Annotated in this window: 17 protein-coding genes, 1 tRNA gene and 1 pseudogene; 6 read left to right on the forward strand and 13 right to left on the reverse strand. The window is 65.1% G+C overall.

Annotation, left to right across the window (positions count from 1 at the left end; genetic code table 11):
• The first annotated feature begins 49 nt into the window (after positions 1-49).
• The 3 genes from ispG to Y887_RS00580 all read left to right on the forward strand — a co-directional run bounded on the left by ispG (position 50) and on the right by Y887_RS00580 (position 2,720).
• Positions 50-1,315 carry a flavodoxin-dependent (E)-4-hydroxy-3-methylbut-2-enyl-diphosphate synthase gene (ispG, locus tag Y887_RS00570; protein WP_046962499.1) on the forward strand — a complete coding sequence of 422 codons (1,266 nt, stop codon included), beginning with the start codon at positions 50-52 and terminating at the stop codon, positions 1,313-1,315.
• Positions 1,296-1,994, forward strand: coding sequence for a phosphatase PAP2 family protein (locus tag Y887_RS00575; protein WP_046962500.1), 699 nt, complete (start codon positions 1,296-1,298; stop codon positions 1,992-1,994). The genes ispG and Y887_RS00575 overlap by 20 nt, the downstream gene beginning before the upstream one ends.
• 324 nt (positions 1,995-2,318) lie before the next feature.
• Complete coding sequence (locus tag Y887_RS00580; protein ID WP_046962584.1) at positions 2,319-2,720, forward strand: cupin domain-containing protein; 402 nt, start codon at positions 2,319-2,321, stop codon at positions 2,718-2,720.
• Between the two features lie 77 nt (positions 2,721-2,797).
• On the opposite strand, the gene Y887_RS00585 is transcribed toward Y887_RS00580, so the two are convergent.
• The 8 genes from Y887_RS00585 to amaB all read right to left on the reverse strand — a co-directional run bounded on the left by Y887_RS00585 (position 2,798) and on the right by amaB (position 11,084).
• Entirely contained in the window at positions 2,798-4,096 is a 1,299-nt protein-coding gene (locus Y887_RS00585; RefSeq protein ID WP_046962501.1) for an MFS transporter, read from the reverse strand.
• A 162-nt stretch (positions 4,097-4,258) separates the two neighbouring features.
• The gene (locus tag Y887_RS00590) at positions 4,259-4,936 is read right to left on the reverse strand and encodes an aspartate/glutamate racemase family protein (RefSeq protein WP_084725887.1); all 678 of its coding nucleotides are present in this window, start codon (positions 4,934-4,936) and stop codon (positions 4,259-4,261) included.
• Positions 4,937-5,141: 205 nt separating this feature from the next.
• A complete protein-coding gene (locus Y887_RS00595) occupies positions 5,142-6,053 on the reverse strand; it encodes a DMT family transporter (RefSeq protein WP_046962502.1) in 912 nt (303 codons plus the stop codon).
• Positions 6,047-7,099 carry a UDP-N-acetylmuramate dehydrogenase gene (gene murB, locus Y887_RS00600; protein WP_046962503.1) on the reverse strand — a complete coding sequence of 351 codons (1,053 nt, stop codon included), beginning with the start codon at positions 7,097-7,099 and terminating at the stop codon, positions 6,047-6,049. Before murB ends, Y887_RS00595 begins: the two co-directional genes overlap by 7 nt.
• Positions 7,096-8,151 carry a quinone-dependent dihydroorotate dehydrogenase gene (locus tag Y887_RS00605; protein WP_046962504.1) on the reverse strand — a complete coding sequence of 352 codons (1,056 nt, stop codon included), beginning with the start codon at positions 8,149-8,151 and terminating at the stop codon, positions 7,096-7,098. Before Y887_RS00605 ends, murB begins: the two co-directional genes overlap by 4 nt.
• A 5-nt stretch (positions 8,152-8,156) precedes the next feature.
• Positions 8,157-8,924: a class I SAM-dependent methyltransferase gene (locus tag Y887_RS00610; RefSeq protein ID WP_046962586.1), complete on the reverse strand. Its 768-nt coding sequence runs from the start codon at positions 8,922-8,924 to the stop codon at positions 8,157-8,159.
• A gap of 2 nt (positions 8,925-8,926) precedes the next feature.
• Entirely contained in the window at positions 8,927-9,211 is a 285-nt protein-coding gene (locus Y887_RS00615; protein WP_046962587.1) for a DUF4190 domain-containing protein, read from the reverse strand.
• Between the two features lie 340 nt (positions 9,212-9,551).
• On the reverse strand, positions 9,552-11,084 hold the full coding sequence (gene amaB, locus Y887_RS00620; RefSeq protein ID WP_046962505.1) for an L-piperidine-6-carboxylate dehydrogenase: 1,533 nt from the start codon (positions 11,082-11,084) through the stop codon (positions 9,552-9,554).
• 135 nt (positions 11,085-11,219) lie between these two features.
• On the opposite strand from amaB, the gene Y887_RS00625 reads away from it, so the two are divergent.
• Positions 11,220-11,296, forward strand: a tRNA-Arg gene (locus Y887_RS00625).
• Positions 11,297-11,751: 455 nt separating this feature from the next.
• Positions 11,752-11,976 (forward strand): hypothetical protein, encoded by a 225-nt coding sequence (locus Y887_RS19985; protein WP_127158889.1) that lies wholly within the window; start codon positions 11,752-11,754, stop codon positions 11,974-11,976.
• A gap of 539 nt (positions 11,977-12,515) precedes the next feature.
• Here the strand turns inward: Y887_RS19985 and Y887_RS21245 are convergent.
• A pseudogene (locus Y887_RS21245) lies at positions 12,516-13,155 on the reverse strand (VOC family protein).
• Here Y887_RS21245 and Y887_RS00640 point away from each other — a divergent pair.
• On the forward strand, positions 13,063-13,965 hold the full coding sequence (locus tag Y887_RS00640; protein WP_248827409.1) for an AraC family transcriptional regulator: 903 nt from the start codon (positions 13,063-13,065) through the stop codon (positions 13,963-13,965). The pseudogene Y887_RS21245 and the gene Y887_RS00640 overlap by 93 nt on opposite strands.
• 196 nt (positions 13,966-14,161) lie before the next feature.
• Here the strand turns inward: Y887_RS00640 and pgaD are convergent, their stop codons facing one another.
• The 4 genes from pgaD to pgaA are packed head-to-tail and all read right to left on the reverse strand — an operon-like array spanning position 14,162 to position 19,700.
• Positions 14,162-14,608, reverse strand: a complete 447-nt coding sequence (pgaD, locus tag Y887_RS00645) for a poly-beta-1,6-N-acetyl-D-glucosamine biosynthesis protein PgaD (protein ID WP_046962509.1) — start codon at positions 14,606-14,608, stop codon at positions 14,162-14,164.
• On the reverse strand, positions 14,605-15,858 hold the full coding sequence (pgaC, locus tag Y887_RS00650; RefSeq protein WP_046962510.1) for a poly-beta-1,6-N-acetyl-D-glucosamine synthase: 1,254 nt from the start codon (positions 15,856-15,858) through the stop codon (positions 14,605-14,607). The genes pgaD and pgaC overlap by 4 nt, the downstream gene beginning before the upstream one ends.
• A 3-nt stretch (positions 15,859-15,861) precedes the next feature.
• A complete protein-coding gene (gene pgaB / locus Y887_RS00655) occupies positions 15,862-17,760 on the reverse strand; it encodes a poly-beta-1,6-N-acetyl-D-glucosamine N-deacetylase PgaB (protein WP_046962511.1) in 1,899 nt (632 codons plus the stop codon).
• The gene (pgaA, locus tag Y887_RS00660; RefSeq protein WP_046962512.1) at positions 17,742-19,700 is read right to left on the reverse strand and encodes a poly-beta-1,6 N-acetyl-D-glucosamine export porin PgaA; all 1,959 of its coding nucleotides are present in this window, start codon (positions 19,698-19,700) and stop codon (positions 17,742-17,744) included. The genes pgaB and pgaA overlap by 19 nt, the downstream gene beginning before the upstream one ends.
• Between the last annotated feature and the right edge of the window lie 171 nt (positions 19,701-19,871).

The following is a 19,871-nucleotide window of genomic DNA, read 5'->3' on the forward strand; positions in this document are numbered from 1 at the left end:
GCACGACGCTTCAGCTGTGAGCGGACGACGGACAGGCTAAAATAGCGGCATGTACGACGCCGTGACTCGCCCAACCCCCCCCGCCGACGCCACCGCCTGGCCGCGCCGCATCACCCAGGCCGTCAAGATCGGCAGCGTGATCGTGGGCGGCGGCCACCCGGTGGTGGTCCAGTCGATGACCAATACCGACACCGCCGACATCGCCGGCAGCGTCAAGCAGGTGGCCGAGTTGTGGCGCGCCGGCTCGGAGATGGTGCGCCTGACCGTCAACAACGCCGAGTCCGCCGCCGCCATCCCGCGCATCGTCGACAAGCTGCGCATGATGGGGGTCGAGGTGCCGTTGATCGGCGACTTCCATTACAACGGTCACCAACTGCTCGCCGCCGAGCCGGCCTGCGCCGAAGCGCTGGCCAAGTACCGCATCAATCCGGGCAATGTCGGCTTCGGCAAGAAGAAGGACCTGCAGTTCGCGCAGCTGATCGAGTTCGCGATCAAGTACGACAAGCCGGTGCGCATCGGTGCCAATTGGGGCTCGCTGGACCAGTCGCTGGCCGCGCAGCTGATGGACGAGAATTCCAGGCGCGACACGCCGTGGGACGCCGGCCGCGTCTTGCGCGAGGCGCTGATCCGCTCGGCAGTGGATTCGGCCGAGCGTGCGGTGGAACTGGGCTTGCCGCGCGAGCGCATCATCCTGTCGGCCAAGGTGTCCGGCGTGCAGGAGCTGATCGCGGTCTATCGCGACATGGCCGCACGCTGCGATTTCGCGTTGCACCTGGGCCTGACCGAAGCCGGCATCGGCAGCAAGGGCATCGTGGCCTCGGCGGCGGCGTTGAGCGTGCTGCTGCAGGAGGGAATCGGCGACACCATCCGCATCTCGCTGACGCCCGAGCCCGGCCAGTCGCGCACCCAGGAAGTGGTGGTGGCGCAGGAGCTGCTGCAGACCACCGGCCAACGCGCGTTCACCCCGATGGTCACCGCCTGCCCGGGGTGCGGCCGCACCACCTCCGAGTTCTTCCAGGAACTGGCCGGCGTGGTGCAGAACCACGTGCGCGCCAAGATGCCGGAGTGGAAGATTTCCAACCCCGGCGCCGAGAACATGACCCTGGCGGTGATGGGCTGCGTGGTCAACGGCCCGGGCGAATCGCGCCACGCCAATATCGGCATCTCGCTGCCGGGTACGGGCGAAGCGCCGTCGGCACCGGTGTTCATCGATGGCGAAAAAAGCGTCACCCTGCGTGGCGAAAACATCGCCTACGAATTCATCGATCTGATCGATCAGTACGTCGAACGCACCTATGTCCGCCGCGCCGGCTGAATCGCCGGCCGGCTTCAGCGCGTGGTTACGCAACAATGCATGGCGCATGGCGCTGCTGTTCGCCGGCGTGCTGTTGCCGCTGGGCTTGTTCGTGGACCTGGCAGACGAAGTCCACGAACTGGAAAATTTCTACTTCGACGAACCGTTGCTGTGGAGCATGCGCAGCATCGCCACGCCCGGGCTGGATACGTTTTTCGGGGTGATCTCCAAGGTGGGCTACCAGTACGGCGTGATCCCGATGGATATCGCGATCGTGCTGGTGCTGCTGGGGTTACGGCGCTGGCGCGAGGGCACCTTTGCAGCGCTGGGCTTCGGCGGTTCGGCGTTGTTGAACATGGGTGCCAAGCAGTTCTTTCAACGCGACCGGCCCAGCCTGTGGGAGTCGATCGCACCGGAAAGCACCTTCAGTTTTCCCAGCGGGCACGCGATGGGCTCGATGACGCTCGCCGCAGTGGTGGTTGCGCTGGCCTGGAACACGCGCTGGCGCTGGCCGGTGACTATCGCCGCCAGCCTGTTCGCGGTGCTGGTCGGCGTGTCGCGAATCTACCTGGGCGTGCATTACCCCTCCGACATCCTCGGCGGTTGGTCGGCGGCATTGGTGTGGGTGGTGGGGCTGTATCTGGTGATGTTCCGCGGCACGCGGCGTCCACACTGGCATCGTCATCGCACGACTGCCTGAGTGCACGGCGATCCCGGCCGCAACGTAGTGGCCGCAAGCGCGGCGACGCAGCGTGGCGCAGCGATGCGGATGTGTCGTACGCGTCCGTGCTTGCCGGTGCAGTGGTTGCGCCGGCGCTTTCGTATCGCCGGAAGAGGTTTCGTGTTTCTGTCCAGGCTGGCGTAAGCGCGCAACTATTGTCCTCGGTCTGCAAGGTGCTCGGCGCCGCGACGCAGCGTTGCCTGCTAGGGACGCTGATGCCGTGATGTCTGTCCGCGTCGGCGCACCAGTACACGCTCTTTGGAGGATCTGCGCGTGCAAGACGTCTTACCGAACGACTCCGACGTGAAGAAATGTCGCGTGCTGCGTGCCAGCGCAAGCGCAAGCGCACTGGCGGCGCAAGGCGTGCATTACGCGATGGGGATCTCCGCGCAAAGTACCGGCGCGACCGGTCTTAGCCTGCAGGTTGTGACGATCGCGCCGGGCGGGCGCGCCAAGCCGCATCTGCATGCATCGCATGAAACCGCCATCTACGCGCTGACGGGAGTGTCCAAGGTCTGGCACGGCCCAGCCCTGGAGCATCATGACGTGGTGCAGCCGGGCGATTTTCTGTATATCCCGGCCGGCATGCCGCATCAGCCTTATAACGACGGCGTGGAAGCGGCCGTGGTTCTGGTGGCCCGAACCGACCCCAATACGCACGAAAGCGTGGTGCTGCTGCCCGGATTCGATGGACTACATGGCTGAGCGTTGTGGACAGGCCGCGCGTCTGCACACAGGGGGCCTGAAATGTCCCGATTGCAGCGGCCACTGCCGCCTTGCACTCAGGAACGACCGGTACGCCCCTGGCGCGACAACCGCAGCCCGACCACGCTGCCAATCACTGCCAGCAGGATCACGTAGTACCCCGGCCCCATCGGGTGCTGTTTGAGCAACATCACCACCACCAGTGGGGTAAGGCCGCCGAACACGGCATAGCCCAGGTTGTAGGCGAACGACACGCCGGACAGGCTCACTTCGGGTGGGAACGCCTCGACCATGATGCGCGGAATCACCCCCAGCACGCCCAGTGCGGCGCCCAGCAGCGCGTAGAGCGGAAACACCAGCTGTGGATCGCCGGCCAAGCGGTAGAACGCCCATGCCGCTACACCCAGCAGGACGCTGCCGATGAGCAGCACGCGGCCATTGCCATGGCGGTCGGCCAACGCACCGGCCACCACCGACCCGGCAGCCTGCAGCACGATGGCCAGGCTGTTGGCCTGTAGCGCCACTGCGGCCGGGTAGTGGTAACTGCTCTGCAACAGGCCCGGTGTCATCAACGACACCACCAGCACGCCACCGGCCACCATCCAGGTCAGTGCCAGCGACAGCAGGACGCCGGTGCGATGATCGCGCAGCACCAGCTTGAGCGGAGTTTCGCGCGCCAGCGCACGCATGGCGACCAGTTCTGCGAACACCGGCGTCTCGTGCAGCCAGCGGCGCAAGTAGACCGACACCAGCCCGAACACGCCGCCTGCCAGAAATGGCAGGCGCCAGGCATAGTCGGCGATCTCGGCAGGGGTGAAGTGGCGGTTGAGGGCGCCGGCACCCAGCGAACCGAGCAACACGCCACCGGCCAGGCCCGCGGTCAGGGTGCCGCAGGCAAGCCCGGTGCGCTGCGGCGGCACGTGCTCGGCGACGAATACCCAGGCGCTGGGCACCTCGCCGCCGATGGCGGCGCCCTGCAGCAGGCGCGCGCCCAGCAACAGCAGCGGCGCCGCAATGCCGATCTGCGCGTAGGTGGGCAGCAAGCCGATGCACAGCGTCGGCAGCGCCATCAGCAGCAGGCTCAAGCCGAACATGCGCTTGCGACCGACCAGGTCGCCGAAATGGGCCATCACCATGCCGCCCAGCGGACGCACCAGGTAACCGGCGGCAAAGATGCCGAAGGTCTGCAGCTGGCGCATCCAGTCGGGGATGCCGGGAGGGAAGAACAACTCGCCCAGCACTGCGGCGAAAAAGATGAAGATGATGAAGTCGTACAGTTCCAGCGCGCCGCCCAGCGCGGACAAGGCCAGCGTCTTGTAGTCGTCGCGATTGAGCTGCGCCCTCGGTGCAATGCCTGTGGGCGGATGGGTCTTCAAGGCGTGACATCCTGTGGCGGGTGGTGGCGCGCAGGCGCGTGTGCAGCAGTCGCCAGTGCGGGCATCATGCTAGCGCGCCAGCAGCTGCGGCTTGCCTGCTGGCGCTGGATGGCACGTATGGGACTTCGGTAAACGCGTCGTGTCTGCGCCCGTGGTGGCGTATCAGGCGCGCAGGCTGGCCAACGCCGCTGCTTCGGCATGCAGCACGATGGTATCGAACAGCGGTAGCGCCGAGTCGCCGGCATCCACCAGCAAGGAAATTTCCGTGCAACCCAGGACGATCGCCTGCGCGCCTTGCTGTTCGAGTTCGGCCATGACCTGACGAAACGAGTGGCGCGATCCTGCATCGATCACGCCCTGGCACAGCTCCTGGTAAATCACCCGATGCAGTTCCGCGCGCGCATCGGAAGGCGGTATGACCACCGTCAGTCCACGTGCCTCCAGCCGCTGGCGATAGAAGGGCTGCTCCATGGTGAAGCGCGTGCCGAGCAGGCCAACCCGGGCGATGCCAGCCGCGAGCAAGGCCTCGGCGGTGGCATCGGCGATGTGCAGCAAGGGCAGTGGCGTTGCGGTGGTGATTGCATCGGCGACGCAATGCATGGTGTTGGTGCACAGCACGATGAAGTCCGCGCCGCCGGCGTGCAGCGAACGCGCGGCGGCCGCCATCTCGCGACCGGCGCCTTCCCAGTCGCCGGCGTGCTGCAGGCGCTCGATATCGTGGAAGTCGACGCTGTACAGCAACAGTCGGGCCGAATGCAGCCCGCCACGTTCGCGGCGGATGGCCTGATTGATATGGCGGTAGTAGGGCAGGGTGGACTCCCAGCTCATGCCGCCGATCATCCCGATGGTTTTCACGTGCAGTGTCCTGGTGCAAGCGGGTTCGCCTGCATGGTCGCATACGATCTCGGTGGCATGTCCCCAGTGACGGAGAGGCCGCCGACGAACGCTCAGTGCGCGAAAACGCTAACGCTGCAGTTGTGGTACGCGTGGTGAAGCATGTGGCGACGCGCGTTACACCCAGATGTATTGCGTCACCGCTGCTGCGTCACTCGCCCGGCTTTGCCCCCTCCACTGGCGCATGCGTGGCAGCGCGGCGCGCCAGCACGGTTTCGCGATGGGCGATATAGACATTGGCGCCGATGATGATGGCCGCGCCGATCAGGGTGTGGCGTTCGATCGCCTCGCCGAACAGCCACCAGCCCAGCAATGCCACCAGCGGCAGTTGCATGAAGCTGATCGGCTGCAGCGCGGAGACTTCGCCCAGCTTGAGTGCGCGTGTCCAGAACAACTGCCCCGCGGTCCCGAAGACGCCGGTCGCCAGCAGCCACAGCCAGTCGATGCCTTGCGGCCAGGTCCACTGGAACAGGGCCGGAATCAGCGACATCGGCACCCAGAAGACATAGGTATAGAACACCACGGTGTCGGAGTCGTCGCTGCGCGACAGCTGCTTGATCTGGATCGCGACGACGGCGCTGATGACGGCGGCCAGCAAGGCGATCAGCAGCCCGGGCGTGAAGGTGGACGATCCCGGTCGCAGGATCACCAGCACGCCGATGAAGCCTGCCGCCACCGCCAGCCAGCGGCGCAGACGGACCTGCTCATGCAACCACACCACCGCCAGCACGGTGACGAACAAGGGCGTGGAATAGGACAGCGAAATCGCCTGCGACAAGGGCAGGTGACCGATCGCCCAGAAGCCGCACAGCATCGACGCCAGCCCGATCAGCGTGCGCGCCAGATACTGCGGCAATTGCCGCGTCCGTGGCAGCGCCTTGCCCGGCCGCAGGATCAGCGGGAGTAGCGCCAGCAACCCGAATGCGTTACGAAAGAATGCAATCTCGGTGGTGGCAATGTTGCTCGACGCCAGCCGGATGGTGATGGCCATCAGGCCGAAGGCAAAGGTACTGGTGAGCATCCACAGCGCCGCACGACGCGAGACCTGCGCTGCAGTCACCAATGCGCTCCGATGATGCGCGGTTCCGGCTCCAGGATGACCGAATAGCGCTCGCGCACCGATTCGGCGATACGCCTGGCAAACTCCAGCAACTGCGCGCCGCTGGCAGTGCCGTAGTTGACCAGCACCAGGGCATGATCGGGAGACACGCCGGCATCGCCCTCGCGCTGGCCTTTCCAGCCGCATTGCTCGATCAACCACGCGGCCGACAACTTGCCCTGGCCTGGCTGCTCGCCGGGATACACCGGCATGTCGGCGAAGCTGGCCTGCAACGCGGCGATCTGTTCGCTCGGCAACAGCGGGTTCTTGAAAAAACTGCCTGCATTGCCGAGCACATCCGGGTCAGGCAGCTTGCGTCGACGGATGTTGATCACCGCCTGCGCCACGTCGGCGGCCCCCGCCAGTTCGGCGCCCATGTGGGCCAATTCCTCGCGAATACCAGCGTAATCCAGCCGCAGTTCGTGCAACAGCGGCAGATTGAATTCCACCGCCACAATCAGATAACGCTCGGGTTGCTGCTTGAATACGCTGTCGCGGTAGGCGAAGGCGCACTCGGGCGCCGTCAGCCGCACAAACTGCTGGCCAAGCCGATCGAAGGCCTCCACCGCGTGGATGAAGTCGCCCACCTGCGCGCCGTAGGCACCGATGTTCTGGATCGGGCTGGCACCGACGGTACCGGGGATCAGCGCCAGATTTTCCAGGCCCGACAAACCCTGCTGCAGCGAATACAGCACCAGCGCATGCCAGTTCACACCCGCCCCGGCGCGCACGATGGCGTGGTCGGCGTGGTGCGCAATGATGGCGATATCGCGGTTTTCGAAACACAGCACGCACCCTTGCGGGTCGCCGGCCAACAGCACATTGCTGCCGCTGCCCAGCACCAGCAATGCAAGCCCGGCGATCTCGGGCGCGGCCAGCGCCTGCGGCAATGCCTCGGGCGTGTGGATGCCGAGCAACCAGCGCGCCGTCGCTTCGACATGGAACGTGTTGAGCGCACGCAGTGGCGCATGCGCGCTCAAGTGCCAGCCGGTCTGCACCGCATCGCTCATAGCGGCGAGACCGCGCCACCGCTGGGCGCTTCGCGGCGGCGACGGATCGCGTCCACGCACTCGCCGATCAACGGCGGCCCGCGATACACCAGGCCGCTATAGCACTGCACCAGGCTCGCGCCGGCCGCCATCTTGGCCACGGCGTCGGCGCCGGAGCCGATGCCGCCCACGCCGATCAACGGGATCGACTCGGGCAGACGTGCGCGCAAGCGGCGCAACACCAGCGTGGATTGCCCCAGCAGCGGCGCGCCCGACAAGCCGCCGGCCTCGGCAGCCAGCGGATGATTGGCGATCAAGGTGCGCGTGACCGTGGTGTTGGTGGCGATCACGCCATCCACCGCCAGATCGGCCAGCACGCGCGCGGCCGCGTCGATGTCGCGGTCGTTGAGATCCGGCGCCACCTTCACCAGCATCGGCACGCGCTTGCCATGCTGCGCGGCAAGCGCTTCCTGGGTTTCGCGCAGATCGGCGATCAGCCGACGCAGCGCCTGTTCTTCCTGCAGTTCGCGTAAACCGGCGGTATTGGGCGAGGAAATGTTGACGGTGATGTAGTCGGCGAGCGGATACACGCGCTCCATGCAATAGCGGTAGTCGCTGGTCGCTTCCTCGTTGGGCGTGTCCTTGTTCTTGCCGATGTTGATGCCGAGCAGGCCGCCGCGACGACGCGCGCGTTGCACGTTGGCCACCAGCGCATCCACGCCCAGGTTGTTGAAGCCCATGCGGTTGATCACCGCCTGATACTCCGGCAGGCGGAACATGCGCGGCTTGGGATTGCCTTCCTGCGGCCGCGGCGTCACCGTGCCGATCTCGACGAAGCCGAAGCCCAGTGCCAGCAGCGCATCGATGTGCTCGCCGTTCTTGTCCAGGCCTGCGCCAAGGCCGACCGGATTGGGGAACATCAAGCCGAATGCCGGCGTCGGCAGCGGGACCGGGCGCTTGGCCAGCAGCGACGTGGTGCCGGTGCGGTAGGCGGTGTCGATGGAGCGCAACGCCAGCGCATGCGCGCGCTCGGCATCGAGGGTGAACAGCAGGGGACGGGCAAGCGAATACATGGATGTCAGTTCAATTTCCCGGCGAAGACGCGGGTCTGGTATTGGAAGTCGATCTGTCCGTCCTGTGCGTGCGCATCGAACAGCGTGCGCAGCGCGGCGAGCATCGGTGCGTGGCGTGGGTCGTGTGCGAGCGGTGCGTACGACGACGACAGCAGGCGGCCGCGTAGTGCATCGAAATCCAGCCGCTGCACATTGGGAAAGCGCGCCATCGCGCGGAACCCGTCGCCGAACCAGGCCTGCATGGTCGCATCGTCCTGGTAGCGCTCGGCCACGGCCGAATAGTCGGTGCCGTAGTCCAGCAGCAATTGCTCGTAGCCGCGCAGGAACGCGGTGGTGTCCAGCTCGCGCGAGTTCCAGTAGATCACCGCCAGCCCGTCGGGACGCAGCACGCGCGCCCACTCGGCACGGATGGCCTGGGTGTCGAACCAGTGGAAGGCCTGCGCGGCAGACACCAGGCCCATGCTGGCATCGGCCAGCCCGGTGGCTTCGGCGGTGCCATCGACGGCCTGGAACTTGGTAAATCCCGCCAGCCACTGCTGCGCGGCTTCGCGCATCGCCGGGTTGGGTTCCACCGCCGTGACCGCATAACCGGCCTCCAGAAACAGCCGGCTGGAAATGCCGGTGCCGGCGCCGATATCGGCCACCGCAGTCGCCGGCGTGATGCCAAGTTCGTCATGCAACCAGCGCAGCAACTGCGGCGGATAGCTGGGCCGGTAGCGCACATAGGCCGCCACACGGTCGTTGAAGCGTTGGGCCGAGGAGGGCGCGGCCATGCTCAACTGTTTGCGGCCGCCAGCCACGCCATACCGCCAAAAAACAGGATGAAGACCGCAATGCCCAGCACCCACAGGGCCACCGCCAGCCAGCCCAGGATCAGCCCGCCGATCGCCAGGCCGTCGCCTTCCAGCCCCTGCGGGTTGCGGCGGATTTCCGCGCGCGCCAGGTGGCCGGTGATGATGGCGCACACGCTGCCGATGAAAGGAATCAGCGTCCAGCCGAGAATGCCTGCGACCAGGCTGACGATGGCCATGGCGCTGGTTTGTCGAACGACAACGTTCATCATGAACTCCTGGAGATTGGCGGCAGCAGAGGCTGGCGTGAGGCGATTATCCCAGAGCGGCCGTGCGAATGGCGTGCCGTCTGGGGCGCAAAACGCGATCCTCCGGTCATTGACGGCCGGGAAGGGGGCCTGAAGGCTTGCCTCAACTGCCTGATTGCCTGGCGACGCGACACCTTGCCGATGGGTTGCCGGTCCCGGCCGAAATGTCAGCGGACCGCTGTCAATCGCTGCGGGATGGCATCTGCCGCGCGTGTCCGTCGTTGTTGCAGGCCGGCCGCAGCGAGGGCATGCGACAGCTGCAGCGCGCCGGCCATGGCCGGGCGCGCTACGATGCCATCGATCACAGATCGAACTTGATGCCCTGCGCCAGCGGCAGCGAGTCGGAGTAGTTGATGGTGTTGGTCTGGCGGCGCATATAGACCTTCCACGCGTCCGAGCCGGATTCGCGGCCACCGCCGGTTTCCTTCTCGCCGCCGAACGCGCCGCCGATCTCCGCGCCGGAGGTGCCGATGTTGACGTTGGCGATGCCGCAGTCGCTGCCGGCCGCCGACAGGAACTTCTCGGCCGCCTTCAGGTTCTGGGTGAAGATCGACGACGACAGGCCCTGCGGCACGCCGTTCTGCAGCTCGATCGCCTCATCCAGCGTGCTGTATTTCATCACGTACAGGATGGGGGCGAAGGTTTCGTGCTGCACCACTGCGTCGCTGTTCTGCAGCCCGGTGACGATGGCCGGCAGCACGAAGTTGCCGGGGCGATCGATCGCGGTGCCGCCCACCTCCACCGTGCCGCCAGCGGCCTTGGCCTGGGCGATCGAGGCCAGGAACTGCTCCACCGCGCCGCGGCTGTTGAGCGGGCCCATCAGGTTGGCCGGATCGGTCGGGTCGCCGATCTTGCTGTCGAGCTGCTTGTACGCCTTGACCAGCGTGGCCAGCACGTTGTCGTAGATCGACGCGTGCACAATCAGGCGGCGCGTGGTGGTGCAGCGCTGCCCGGCGGTGCCGACCGCACCGAACACGATGCCCGGGATGGCCAGCTTCAGGTCGGCGGTCTCGTCCAGGATGATGGCGTTGTTGCCCCCCAGTTCCAGCAGGCAGCGGCCCAGGCGATGGGCGACCTTTTCGGCCACCACGCGGCCGATCTGGGTCGAGCCGGTGAAGCTGATCAGCGGCACGCGGCCGTCTTCGACCAGCTTTTCCGACAGGGAGGTGCCGGCATCGTTGATCAGGAAGAAGATGTCCGGGAAGCCGGCATCCTTGAGCGCGGCATTGCAGATCTTCATCGTGGCGATGGCCGTCAGCGGCGTCTTGTTGGACGGCTTCCAGAGGCAGATATCGCCGCAAATCGCTGCCAAAAAGGCATTCCACGCCCACACCGCCACCGGGAAGTTGAAGGCGCTGATGATGCCGACCAGGCCCAGCGGCTGGTACTGCTCGTACATGCGATGGCCGGGACGTTCGGAATGCATGGTGTAGCCATAGAGCATGCGGCTCTGGCCCACGGCAAAGTCGGCGATGTCGATCATCTCCTGCACTTCGCCATCGCCCTCGGGCTTGCTCTTGCCCATTTCCAGGGCCACCAGCGAACCGAGCGCATCCTTGTGCGTGCGCAGCGCTTCGCCACACAGGCGAACGGCTTCGCCACGACGCGGCGCGGGCGTGGTCCGCCATACCTTGAAGGCCGCCTGCGCGCGCGCGATGATCAGTTCGTAATCCTCCGGCGTGGTCGCCTGCACATCGGCGATCACCGCGTTGGTGGTCGGATTGAGCGGCTGCAGCACCCCGGCACCGGTGGCCTGCGACCAGGTCGCCTCGCCGAGATAGGTACCGGAATTGGACGCGGCGAGGTCGAGCGCCTTGAGCAGGTCAGCGGACATGGAATCTCCTGGAAACAGTGGCGGTCGCGCAGCGCCTAAGGCCGGCAGCGACACGGGTAGCCGCCGATTTTAGCAGGCTCCACCCACCCCCGGCCGGCTTGGCAAGCTGGCTGAACATGCGACAATGCCGCCCTTGGCCCCGTAGCTCAGCTGGATAGAGCGTCCCCCTCCTAAGGGGAAGGTCGCCCGTTCGAATCGGGCCGGGGTCACCAGGAATCAACGAATTAGCGCCGATTTTCTTTTCGGGTCTTGTCAGATTTAGAGACATATCCACAGCCGACTGCCACAGTTGCCACAAGCGCGGTCGCTTGGCCGAAGTTGGCGATGGAGCGCTTCAATTCCCTTCGCGCCTTGCCTGCTGTGGTCGGATACCGGGCCGCGTACCAATCCACGTACTACTCAAGGTAGACGCTCACCACTGGCAGGCGCGCAAGGATGCGTACGCCATGCGTCAGCTCAGCTTCTTTCGCTGCTGGTATTTCTTCAGCCTCATGAGCGCCGAGGCGGCCGAGGCAGATGCGGTGAGGTACGCCGCCCTGGTGCCAGCGGAGGTAGGCACTTGCGCCTCGCAGAGGCTAACGAGCGAGTTAGCGCACCGCTCGTTACTTGACTTGCTGCGGTGCGGCCAAGCAGGCTCCGCTGCGTCTAAGGAAAGATGGATATGCCCATGCGCGAAATTGATGGATGGACAGTTTCCGCCCATGTGGAGACGGATGAAAAGGGCAAGCCCGTGGCCGGCATTTTGAGCAGGCGCCTTGAAGGCCGGGCACGTCATATGCTTTGGCTGCGTGGCTTCAAGTTTCGCAATGAACGGGAGGCGAGAGAACACGCTGAGCGTGTTATTGCCAAGATCCGGGGCGTCACCGGTGAGGGCGTTCCGATACCTTCCTGACCAGACCAGTGCTTGGGAGCCGAGGCCTGCCTGCGCAAGACGGGCCCCAGTTCGTTTGTCTTTGCGCACCGCTAACTTTCTCACCGATGCCTCACCCCCCGCACCCCCACCGGCCGTGCAGACTTGTCCATCGGCACCCATGAGATGCGGCTGTGGCGGAGCAGGGTGCCGAGTTGTTCGGTGGCAGGCAGGCGCTGGTCGACGTCGGGTTCGACCAGGGTGCAAGCGCCCTGGTCGGCATTAACGAAGCGCCGGCGGTCGTATTCCGCACAGACAACGGGGGTGATGGGCCCATCAAGGCGGTCAGCAACAGGGCCCAGCGTGAACGGTTCCAGTGCGTGCTTCGGATATCGCTAGGCGTGGGCACTGAGCAGGCCAAAAAACCACGCGATCAGCGCCCCCAGTGCTGTCCAGAGGTAGAAATAGACCTTCCGTGTGCCGGCTGCCGCAGCGCCGTAGGCGAGTCGGCACGAGTTGCCATCGCATCGTCAGGATCTTTGGATCCTGCCTATTTCTTCAGCAGACGAATCAACGGATGCTTAAAGCGCTTGCCACAACTCCGCTTTGTTGCCATCGGGGTCGATGACCCAGGCGAACAGGCCGAATTCCGACTTCACAACGGTGTCTGATACCTGGCAGCCCGCAGCTTTGAGCTTGGCAATCAGTGACTCCAGGTCGTCGACCCGGTAGTTCACAATGAATGGGGCGGTGGTGTTTTCGAACTGGGCACTGGCTTCATCGTGCACTGCCCACACCAGCGGGTTCTCAGCGCCTTCGGCACTGGCGCCGGTATCGAACACTGCGCCTCCCCATGTTTGGACCTCGATCCCCAACTGCGTTGCATACCATTGTCGCAACGCCGGTGCGTCCTTGGACTTGATGATGATCCCGCCGATCCCTGTCACTGCGTGCATGCCTGATTCCTTGGGAGCCTAGTCAGTGGATTGAATAACGGGCAATGCTGCAAGCCCCGATGGAAGGCGCATTACCCACAGGCCCACGGTATAACATCGGCACAGAAGCCATTTGTCGGATCTTGCGCATATGCCGATCAGCGAAACGGTGCCCCTTACTGCCGTCCAGAGCGTGAACCGTGCGCTGGACTACATCGAAGTCAATCTTGCCGGGCACCTTTCGCTGGCGCTGATCGCCGAAGCGTCTTGCGTGTCGCCGTTCCATCTCCAGCGCCTGTTTCGCGCCGTAATGGGCGAAACACCGCACGCCTTCGTGCTGCGCCGTCGTCTGGAAAGTGCGCTAGGCGATGTCTCCCAGATGCCTCGTCAGCCACTGACCGACATCGCGGTACGCCGAGGATTTTCGTCGCTGTCAGATTTTTCCAGAAATTTCAGAAAACATTTTGGCGATTCGCCGACGAAGCTGGATATCGATGCGTGCCTGGCTGGCCGCCGTCGAGCGCTGGATGACACCTTGGCAGGTGTATCGGGTATCCGGAGCAGCGCTGCAGCCGCTACGCAAGAATTTTCGATAAGGCTACGTGATCTTCCGGCACGCACTGTCCAGTACATCCGGGTGCATCGGCCGTTTGAAGAGGGCTCCGTGCAAGAGGCAGCGATGCGCTTGCTGTCATGGGCACGAGACGCCGGCGTCGAGCATCATCAGTGGCTTGGCTATCTCTGGGATCAACCTCGTCTCGCGTCTGCAGCGGATTGCCGATATGACGTCGCGGTGGAGGTCACGCATGGGCGCCATCTCGGTGAGATCGGCGTCTTCCGATTTCCGGCGATGAAGGTGGCTGAAGTCGTGATCCGGGGAGGGTTGGCGCTGGAAATGCGCGCGTTTGGTTGGTTGCGAGATACATGGCTGCCTGCCAGCGGGTATCTGCCGACAGACTTGCCTGCATGTGAGGCCTGGTTGGGTCTGCCCTATGCACATGGCGCCGAGCATTTTGAACTGGCATGTCAGATCCCGATCCGCACCCCCACAGCACCGGATGGGTGGGATCAACTACTGCCCTCCCGAAGCAGGTAGTGCGACCGGCCCGGGTGCGCGTTGAGCGACATCATCGCGCCCTGGCCGGGGCCACCTTTGAAGCGGCTTTCAAAAGCTTGCCAGTGGGCTCAATGGCAGCGGCCTCACGACGTTTCGAGCCTGACCAGCGCTGTGAGCAAAGGCTGCTTGTGCAAGCAGACCACTTTGTCTTACAGCAGCTCTCAAGCATCGCGTCTCACCGATGCCGTACCACCCGCACTCCCACCGGCCTTGCGAACTTGTCCATCGCCACCGATGAGATACGGCTGTGGCGGAGCAGGGTGCCGAGTTGTTCGGTGACACCCAGGCGCTGGTCCACTTCCAGTTCGGCCACGGTGCGTGGGCGTTTGCGCTTGTCGGCATTGGCGAAGCGCAGGCGGTTGTATTCGGCCCAGCCGACGGTGGTGATGGCCGCCATCAGGGCGATCACCGGCAGTGCGCCGAGGGCGAACGGGTCGATGGCGTTGTGTCGCAGGTAGAGCTCGGTGTACGCGCTGCGCAGGCCGAAGAACCAGGCGATCAGCGTGGCCAGCGGTGCCCAGAGATAGAAATAGACCATCCAGGCGCCGGCGGTGGCGGCGCCGTAGGCGAGCCGGCGCGAGCGGCCGAGGCGTTGCGGCAGGTTGATGATGGGCGGGGTCATTGGATTCCTCGGTCGGGGCTTTTCCATCGCGCGCGTTGGTTGCGGCGTGCGATGAGAGCGCGGGGGAAGGCGATGACGGCAGTGAGCATGCCGATCATCCAGAAGGCAGCGGGGTACCAGATCACCCAGAAGAACTGGCGTGCCAGGCCTTTTTCGTAGCGACGTTCGATGATCAGGCTGGTGCCGAACTGCAGCAGGCAGACCACTGCCAGCACCAGGCCATGCCAGCGCGGCAGGATGGTGTCGACATACAACGCCGGCGGCATCGCGATGAACTTGCCGAGTACCCACAGCACGATGATGAACAACATCACATAGGCCCAGATCAGGCTCAGCGCGTATTCCAGCAGCACCGCCCACATGCGCCGGCTACGCCACGCCAACGCGCGTCGACCATGGCTCAGCAATACCTCCACGCCACCGCGCGCCCAGCGCAGGCGCTGCATCCACAGGCCGCGGAAGGTCTCGGGCATCAGGATCCAGCACAGCGCGTTGGGCTCGTAACGGATATCCCAGCCGTCGAGCTGCAGGCGCCAGGAGATGTCGATGTCTTCGGTGACCATGTTGTCGGACCAGAAGCCGACGTGGTGCAGGGCCGAGCGACGAAACGCGCAGATCACACCGGACACGGTGAACAGGCGGCCGTACACGCGTTGGGCGCGCTTGATCAGGCCCACGATCGCGGAAAACTCGCCGACCTGCATGCGGCCCATCAGCGTGGTGCGATTGCGCACGCGCGGGTTGCCGGTGACGCCGCCGACGCGTGGGCCGGAAATCAGGTGACCCACCATCCAGCGGGTTGCGTTGGGGTCGAGAATCGCATCGGCATCCACGCACACCAGGTAATCCGAGCGTGCGGCCAGCGTGCCGACGCGCAGTGCGTTGGCCTTGCCGTGGTTCTGCTCCAGATGCACCACGCGCAACCGTGGATGCTGGTGGGTGAGGTCGTCGAGCACCTCGGCAGTGCGGTCGGTGCTGCCGTCGTTGATTGCGATGATCTCGAAGTCTGCATAGTGCTGCGCGCTCATCGCCTCGATGGTTTCGGCAACATGCTTGGCTTCGTTGTAGCAGGGCATCAGCAACGATACGAACGGCTCGCTGGCCATCGGCGGCGGCTTGGATGGCCCTGGCGTGCCGCGTTCACGCCGCAGGTAGTAGTAGATACCGCCGATCATCCAGAAAAACGCCATGATGATCGGGTAGTAAAACGCAAAGTTGAACAGGGCGGCCAGTAAGAGGCTGGTCGTCATCGGTCATCGCTCGATATAGGGGAATTGGCGGGCCGAGATGGCTTCGCGCGCTTCGGGCAGGGACGGATGGCCGCCAATGAAATCATCGGGGTAATACGCCAGATGACGCACGCCGGCCGCCAGCAGCAGCTTGGCGTGTGCGAGTAGCACGCCGTCAGGCAGCGGCTTGCCGGTACGCCAATCGACGGTTTGCAGTTCGAAGATGGTCTTGTCGAAACCGCGTGGTTGCTGACCGACACGTGTCGCCAGCTGCGTGAGCCACAGCTGCGGATCGTCGGCTTGTTCCATGTACGGCATCGCCATCAGCGCGGTGTAGTCGTAGGCGGACGCAAACGCGTCCAGGCGCTGCGCAAACCACGCTTCGCTGTGCGGCTCCAGTACCGGCTGCGCGAACAGGTTGCGCACCGTGACCAGCTTGGGGCGCCAACGTTCTGCGGCGACCTTGAGCTGCTGCGTGAAGCCGATCAGCGCCTGCGTGCGCCTGGCCGGATCGCCGCCGCCGTAGGCCGGCACTTCGTCATCGCGCAGGTAGGCATCGTCATGGAACAGCAGGCCTTCGAAGTAGGCATTGGCGGCCAGGTCTTCGTAGACGTCGGCCACCAGTTGGCGGGTGCGCGGGTTGCCCGGGTCCAGACGCGGCACATCCTTCGGATCGTTTGCTCGGATCTGCAGCGCCGCCTGCTGCTGTGCGTCGGGCAGATGGAAGCCGAGCACCGGCAACCAGGCGAACACGCGGACACCGGCGCGGGTTCGCAGCTGCCAGGCCACGCGCCCGAACAGGTCCGCGCGCATCGGCAGATGCCGGTTGGGGAAATACAGCGCATCGGCCGCGCCATCGCCATCCGGGTCGGCAAAGGCCTGCAGAAAGACATGGCTGGGGCCGATGTCCTTGACGCGTTGAACCAGGATGTCGAGGTTACGTTCCAGCTGCGCCGGGTCCGGGTCGTAGACGTAGTCCAGATCGATCTGGATCGCACGCAGGCCATCGCGCGACAGATCGCGTCGCAGTTCGCCGGCGAGATCGCGCACGTCGGGATTGTTGAACAACAACAGGCGCCCGAGGCTCGCCAGCGATTGTCCGTCCACGCGGTCGCGACCTTGCTGGCCGATATCGGCTTCGTGCGAGCGGCCTTCCAGGTCGAAGCTGAGCGTCATGCCCAACTGCGCGGCAATGCCATTGCTGGCGCGATTGTAGGCAGCATACGGCCACACCATCGCACGCGGCGGTTTGCCCAGCTGCGCCACGATGGCATCGCGGCTATGGCGCAGATCGGTCTCGATGCGCTGGCGATAGTCGGCTTCGCTCTCATAGCCTTTGCCCGCCTCCCAACGACGGGTGACCGCCGCCGGGGTCTGATTGCCAAATGGATTGCCGGGAATACCTTTGTGCAGATCATCGCTATGCGAGCCGATTTCGATCAGGCCGCTGTCCTGCATTTCGCGCAGTTGCGCCCAGGTGACAAAATCATCGTGGGTGAAATCGCGATGGCCGTAGGGCACCACCTGGCCGGCCGGCAATTCGACCCAACTGGTAACGGGGGCGACCAGCGCGGGATAACCATAGGCCTGCAATAGCGGGAACACACGTGTGTAGACGCTGCGTAAGCCGTCGTCGAAGGTCAGCAACACTGGCCTGGAGGGCAGGGCACGCTTGCCGGCACGTGCGTCCAATACCTGCTGCACGCTCACCGGGTGGTAGGCGTGCGAGCGCAGCCAGTCCAGATGCGCGGCGAAGTTGCTGGTGGACACCGCATAGCGATCCGGGTCGCCCTTGGCGGCGACGTCGTCGCGAACATCGTGGTAGCTGAGTACCAGCAGGCCTGCATGTGCGGACGATGCGAACGTCATCAGCAGCAAGGCGACCAGCAACAGCGGCAGGCGGATCAAGGCGTACCTCCCCATCGGAAATCCAGGTCGAATCCAAGTTGTTGTTCGCGCTGTCCGTCGTAGACCGGGCGCGACCAGCTCACGCCGTAGCTCAGCGCACTGCCGTCGCCAAGCGACCACAGGTGCCGGTAGGCCGCGCTGGGCACCCACTGGCTGCCAAAGCCGGACTGATAGGTCGGCCCGACGGTGACCTCCAGCCGCTGCCGGAAGGCGTCGTCGTAGCGACGCCAGCCGATCTGATCGATGCGCATGCCGGCGGCCACCGCAGAGCTGCGGCGCGGATTGAAGTAATTGACGGCGCGGTCGTCTTCGGCGCGCCCGGCGGACGCGGAAAACAGCCCGTCGATCAGCACATGCGGGCTTGCCCACAGGCGTTGACTGCCGGAGAGATCGAGCTGGCTGCGCCGATTGCCGTCGCTGTAACGCAGCTGGCGCGCTTGCAGTTCCCAACGGCTTTCGTCGTTGGGCGTCCAGCGTACGGCAGCGCCGATGCTGTCGCCGGTGATGCCCAACCGACGCGCCTGCAACGAGGCCTCCGGGTCACGTGTCCGCCACGCGACGCTGCCATACCACGCATCGGAAAATCGCCAGCCTGCGTCCAATGCCCAGGCGGTGCCGTCGCGATCGACATCATCGAGTGCGCGGCCACCATAGGCGCTCAGATCGAGCCGGTCGTAGCGGTAATGCGTACCCAGCCAGAAGCTGCGATAACGCACGCGGGTATCCTGAAAATCGGCCCAGTCCTCGCGCGCGCGCAAGCCCACGCGCCAGCGCTCGCCCAGCAGCGGCGATTCGGCTTCCAGCAGCGAGCTGGCGAAATGGTTGCCGAGTGGAGAGATTGCGGTGGCGCGATCGTCGTTGTCGCTGCGCCCCCATGCATGGCTCAGATGCACCTGCCAGCCGCGTTGGCGCTCCAGCGATGCACCCAGCCGTTGCAGGCCAACGTCATCCGGATACTCGGTGCGCAAGGCCTTGAACTGCGCATCGGCCAGGTCCAGGCGATCGAGATCGCGCTGGTTTTCCACCACGCCGCTACGTGCCTGCTTCTGATGCGGGTCCAGCGTCAGCGCGATCTGATTGCGTTGCAGGGCCTGCGTGGTGTGCCCGCGACGCGCTTGGATCGACGCCAGGGCTGCCTGCAACTCGGCGTTGTCAGGACCAATCGCGATGCGCTCGCGCAGCACCTGCTCCGCACCACGGTTGTCGTTGGCCGCAGAGCGCGCGGTAGCGAGCGCGACATCGGCGCTGAAGCGATCCCAATTTTCGTAACCGCTGGTTGCGCCGGTGCGACGCGGCCACGGCGCTTGCGTGGCGGCCAGCTGCTCGAACAGTGGCATCGCCTGATCGAAGCGTTCCTGCTCCAGCAATGCGTAGCCCAGCAGCAGCTGCGTGTTGAAGTCGTCCGGGCTGTGCTGCAGCGCCTGCCGCAACACGGTCTCGGCCTCGGCCGGGCGGCGCAGCCCCATCAGCGAGTCGCCAACCGTCGGCAGGACGTAGCTGGGCACCTCGATACCTTCGGCACGCAATGCCTGATAGTTGGCCACCACGTCGCGATGGCGCTGACGTTGATTGAGGGCAACAAGACTGTCGACGCGCAAGCGCGTCGCTTCCCAGGCCACCTGTGGCGGTGCATCGCGTGCCATGCGGGCGACATTGACCAACGCCTGATCGGTCTCTGCATAGCGGTGTGCGGCATCGACCGGCTCGGCGCTGGCCCAGCCGATCATGCGCGCGACGCGATCGTTGTCGATGCGCTCGCGCTCCTGCTGCGAAAACCAATCCGGATGGCGCCAAACCGCTTCTGCGGCAAGCTGCGCACCGCCCAGATCGCTGAGCGTGAGCGCACGCATCGTGTACGCACCTCTGTCGCGCGGGTCTGCACGCAACACGCGTTCGTAGATGGCGAGCGCATCCGCATAGCGCTGCTCACCGCGCAGCTGCTCGGCCTGCTGCATGGGGGTAAGGGCGGTGGAGGCGCCACTCACGTCTGTCGGCCGCACTTCACCGCTGTGCGCCAGGGGCACACATGCGGCAAACAAGGCAAGGCTGAGCAGGGGAGTGAGTGCGCCTGTGCGGTCAGGACGACCGCGCTGCACGTGCGTGTGCAAACAAGGGGGAAGAGAAGT

It is taken from the genome of Xanthomonas pisi DSM 18956 (assembly GCF_001010415.1).
GTDB lineage: Bacteria > Pseudomonadota > Gammaproteobacteria > Xanthomonadales > Xanthomonadaceae > Xanthomonas > Xanthomonas pisi.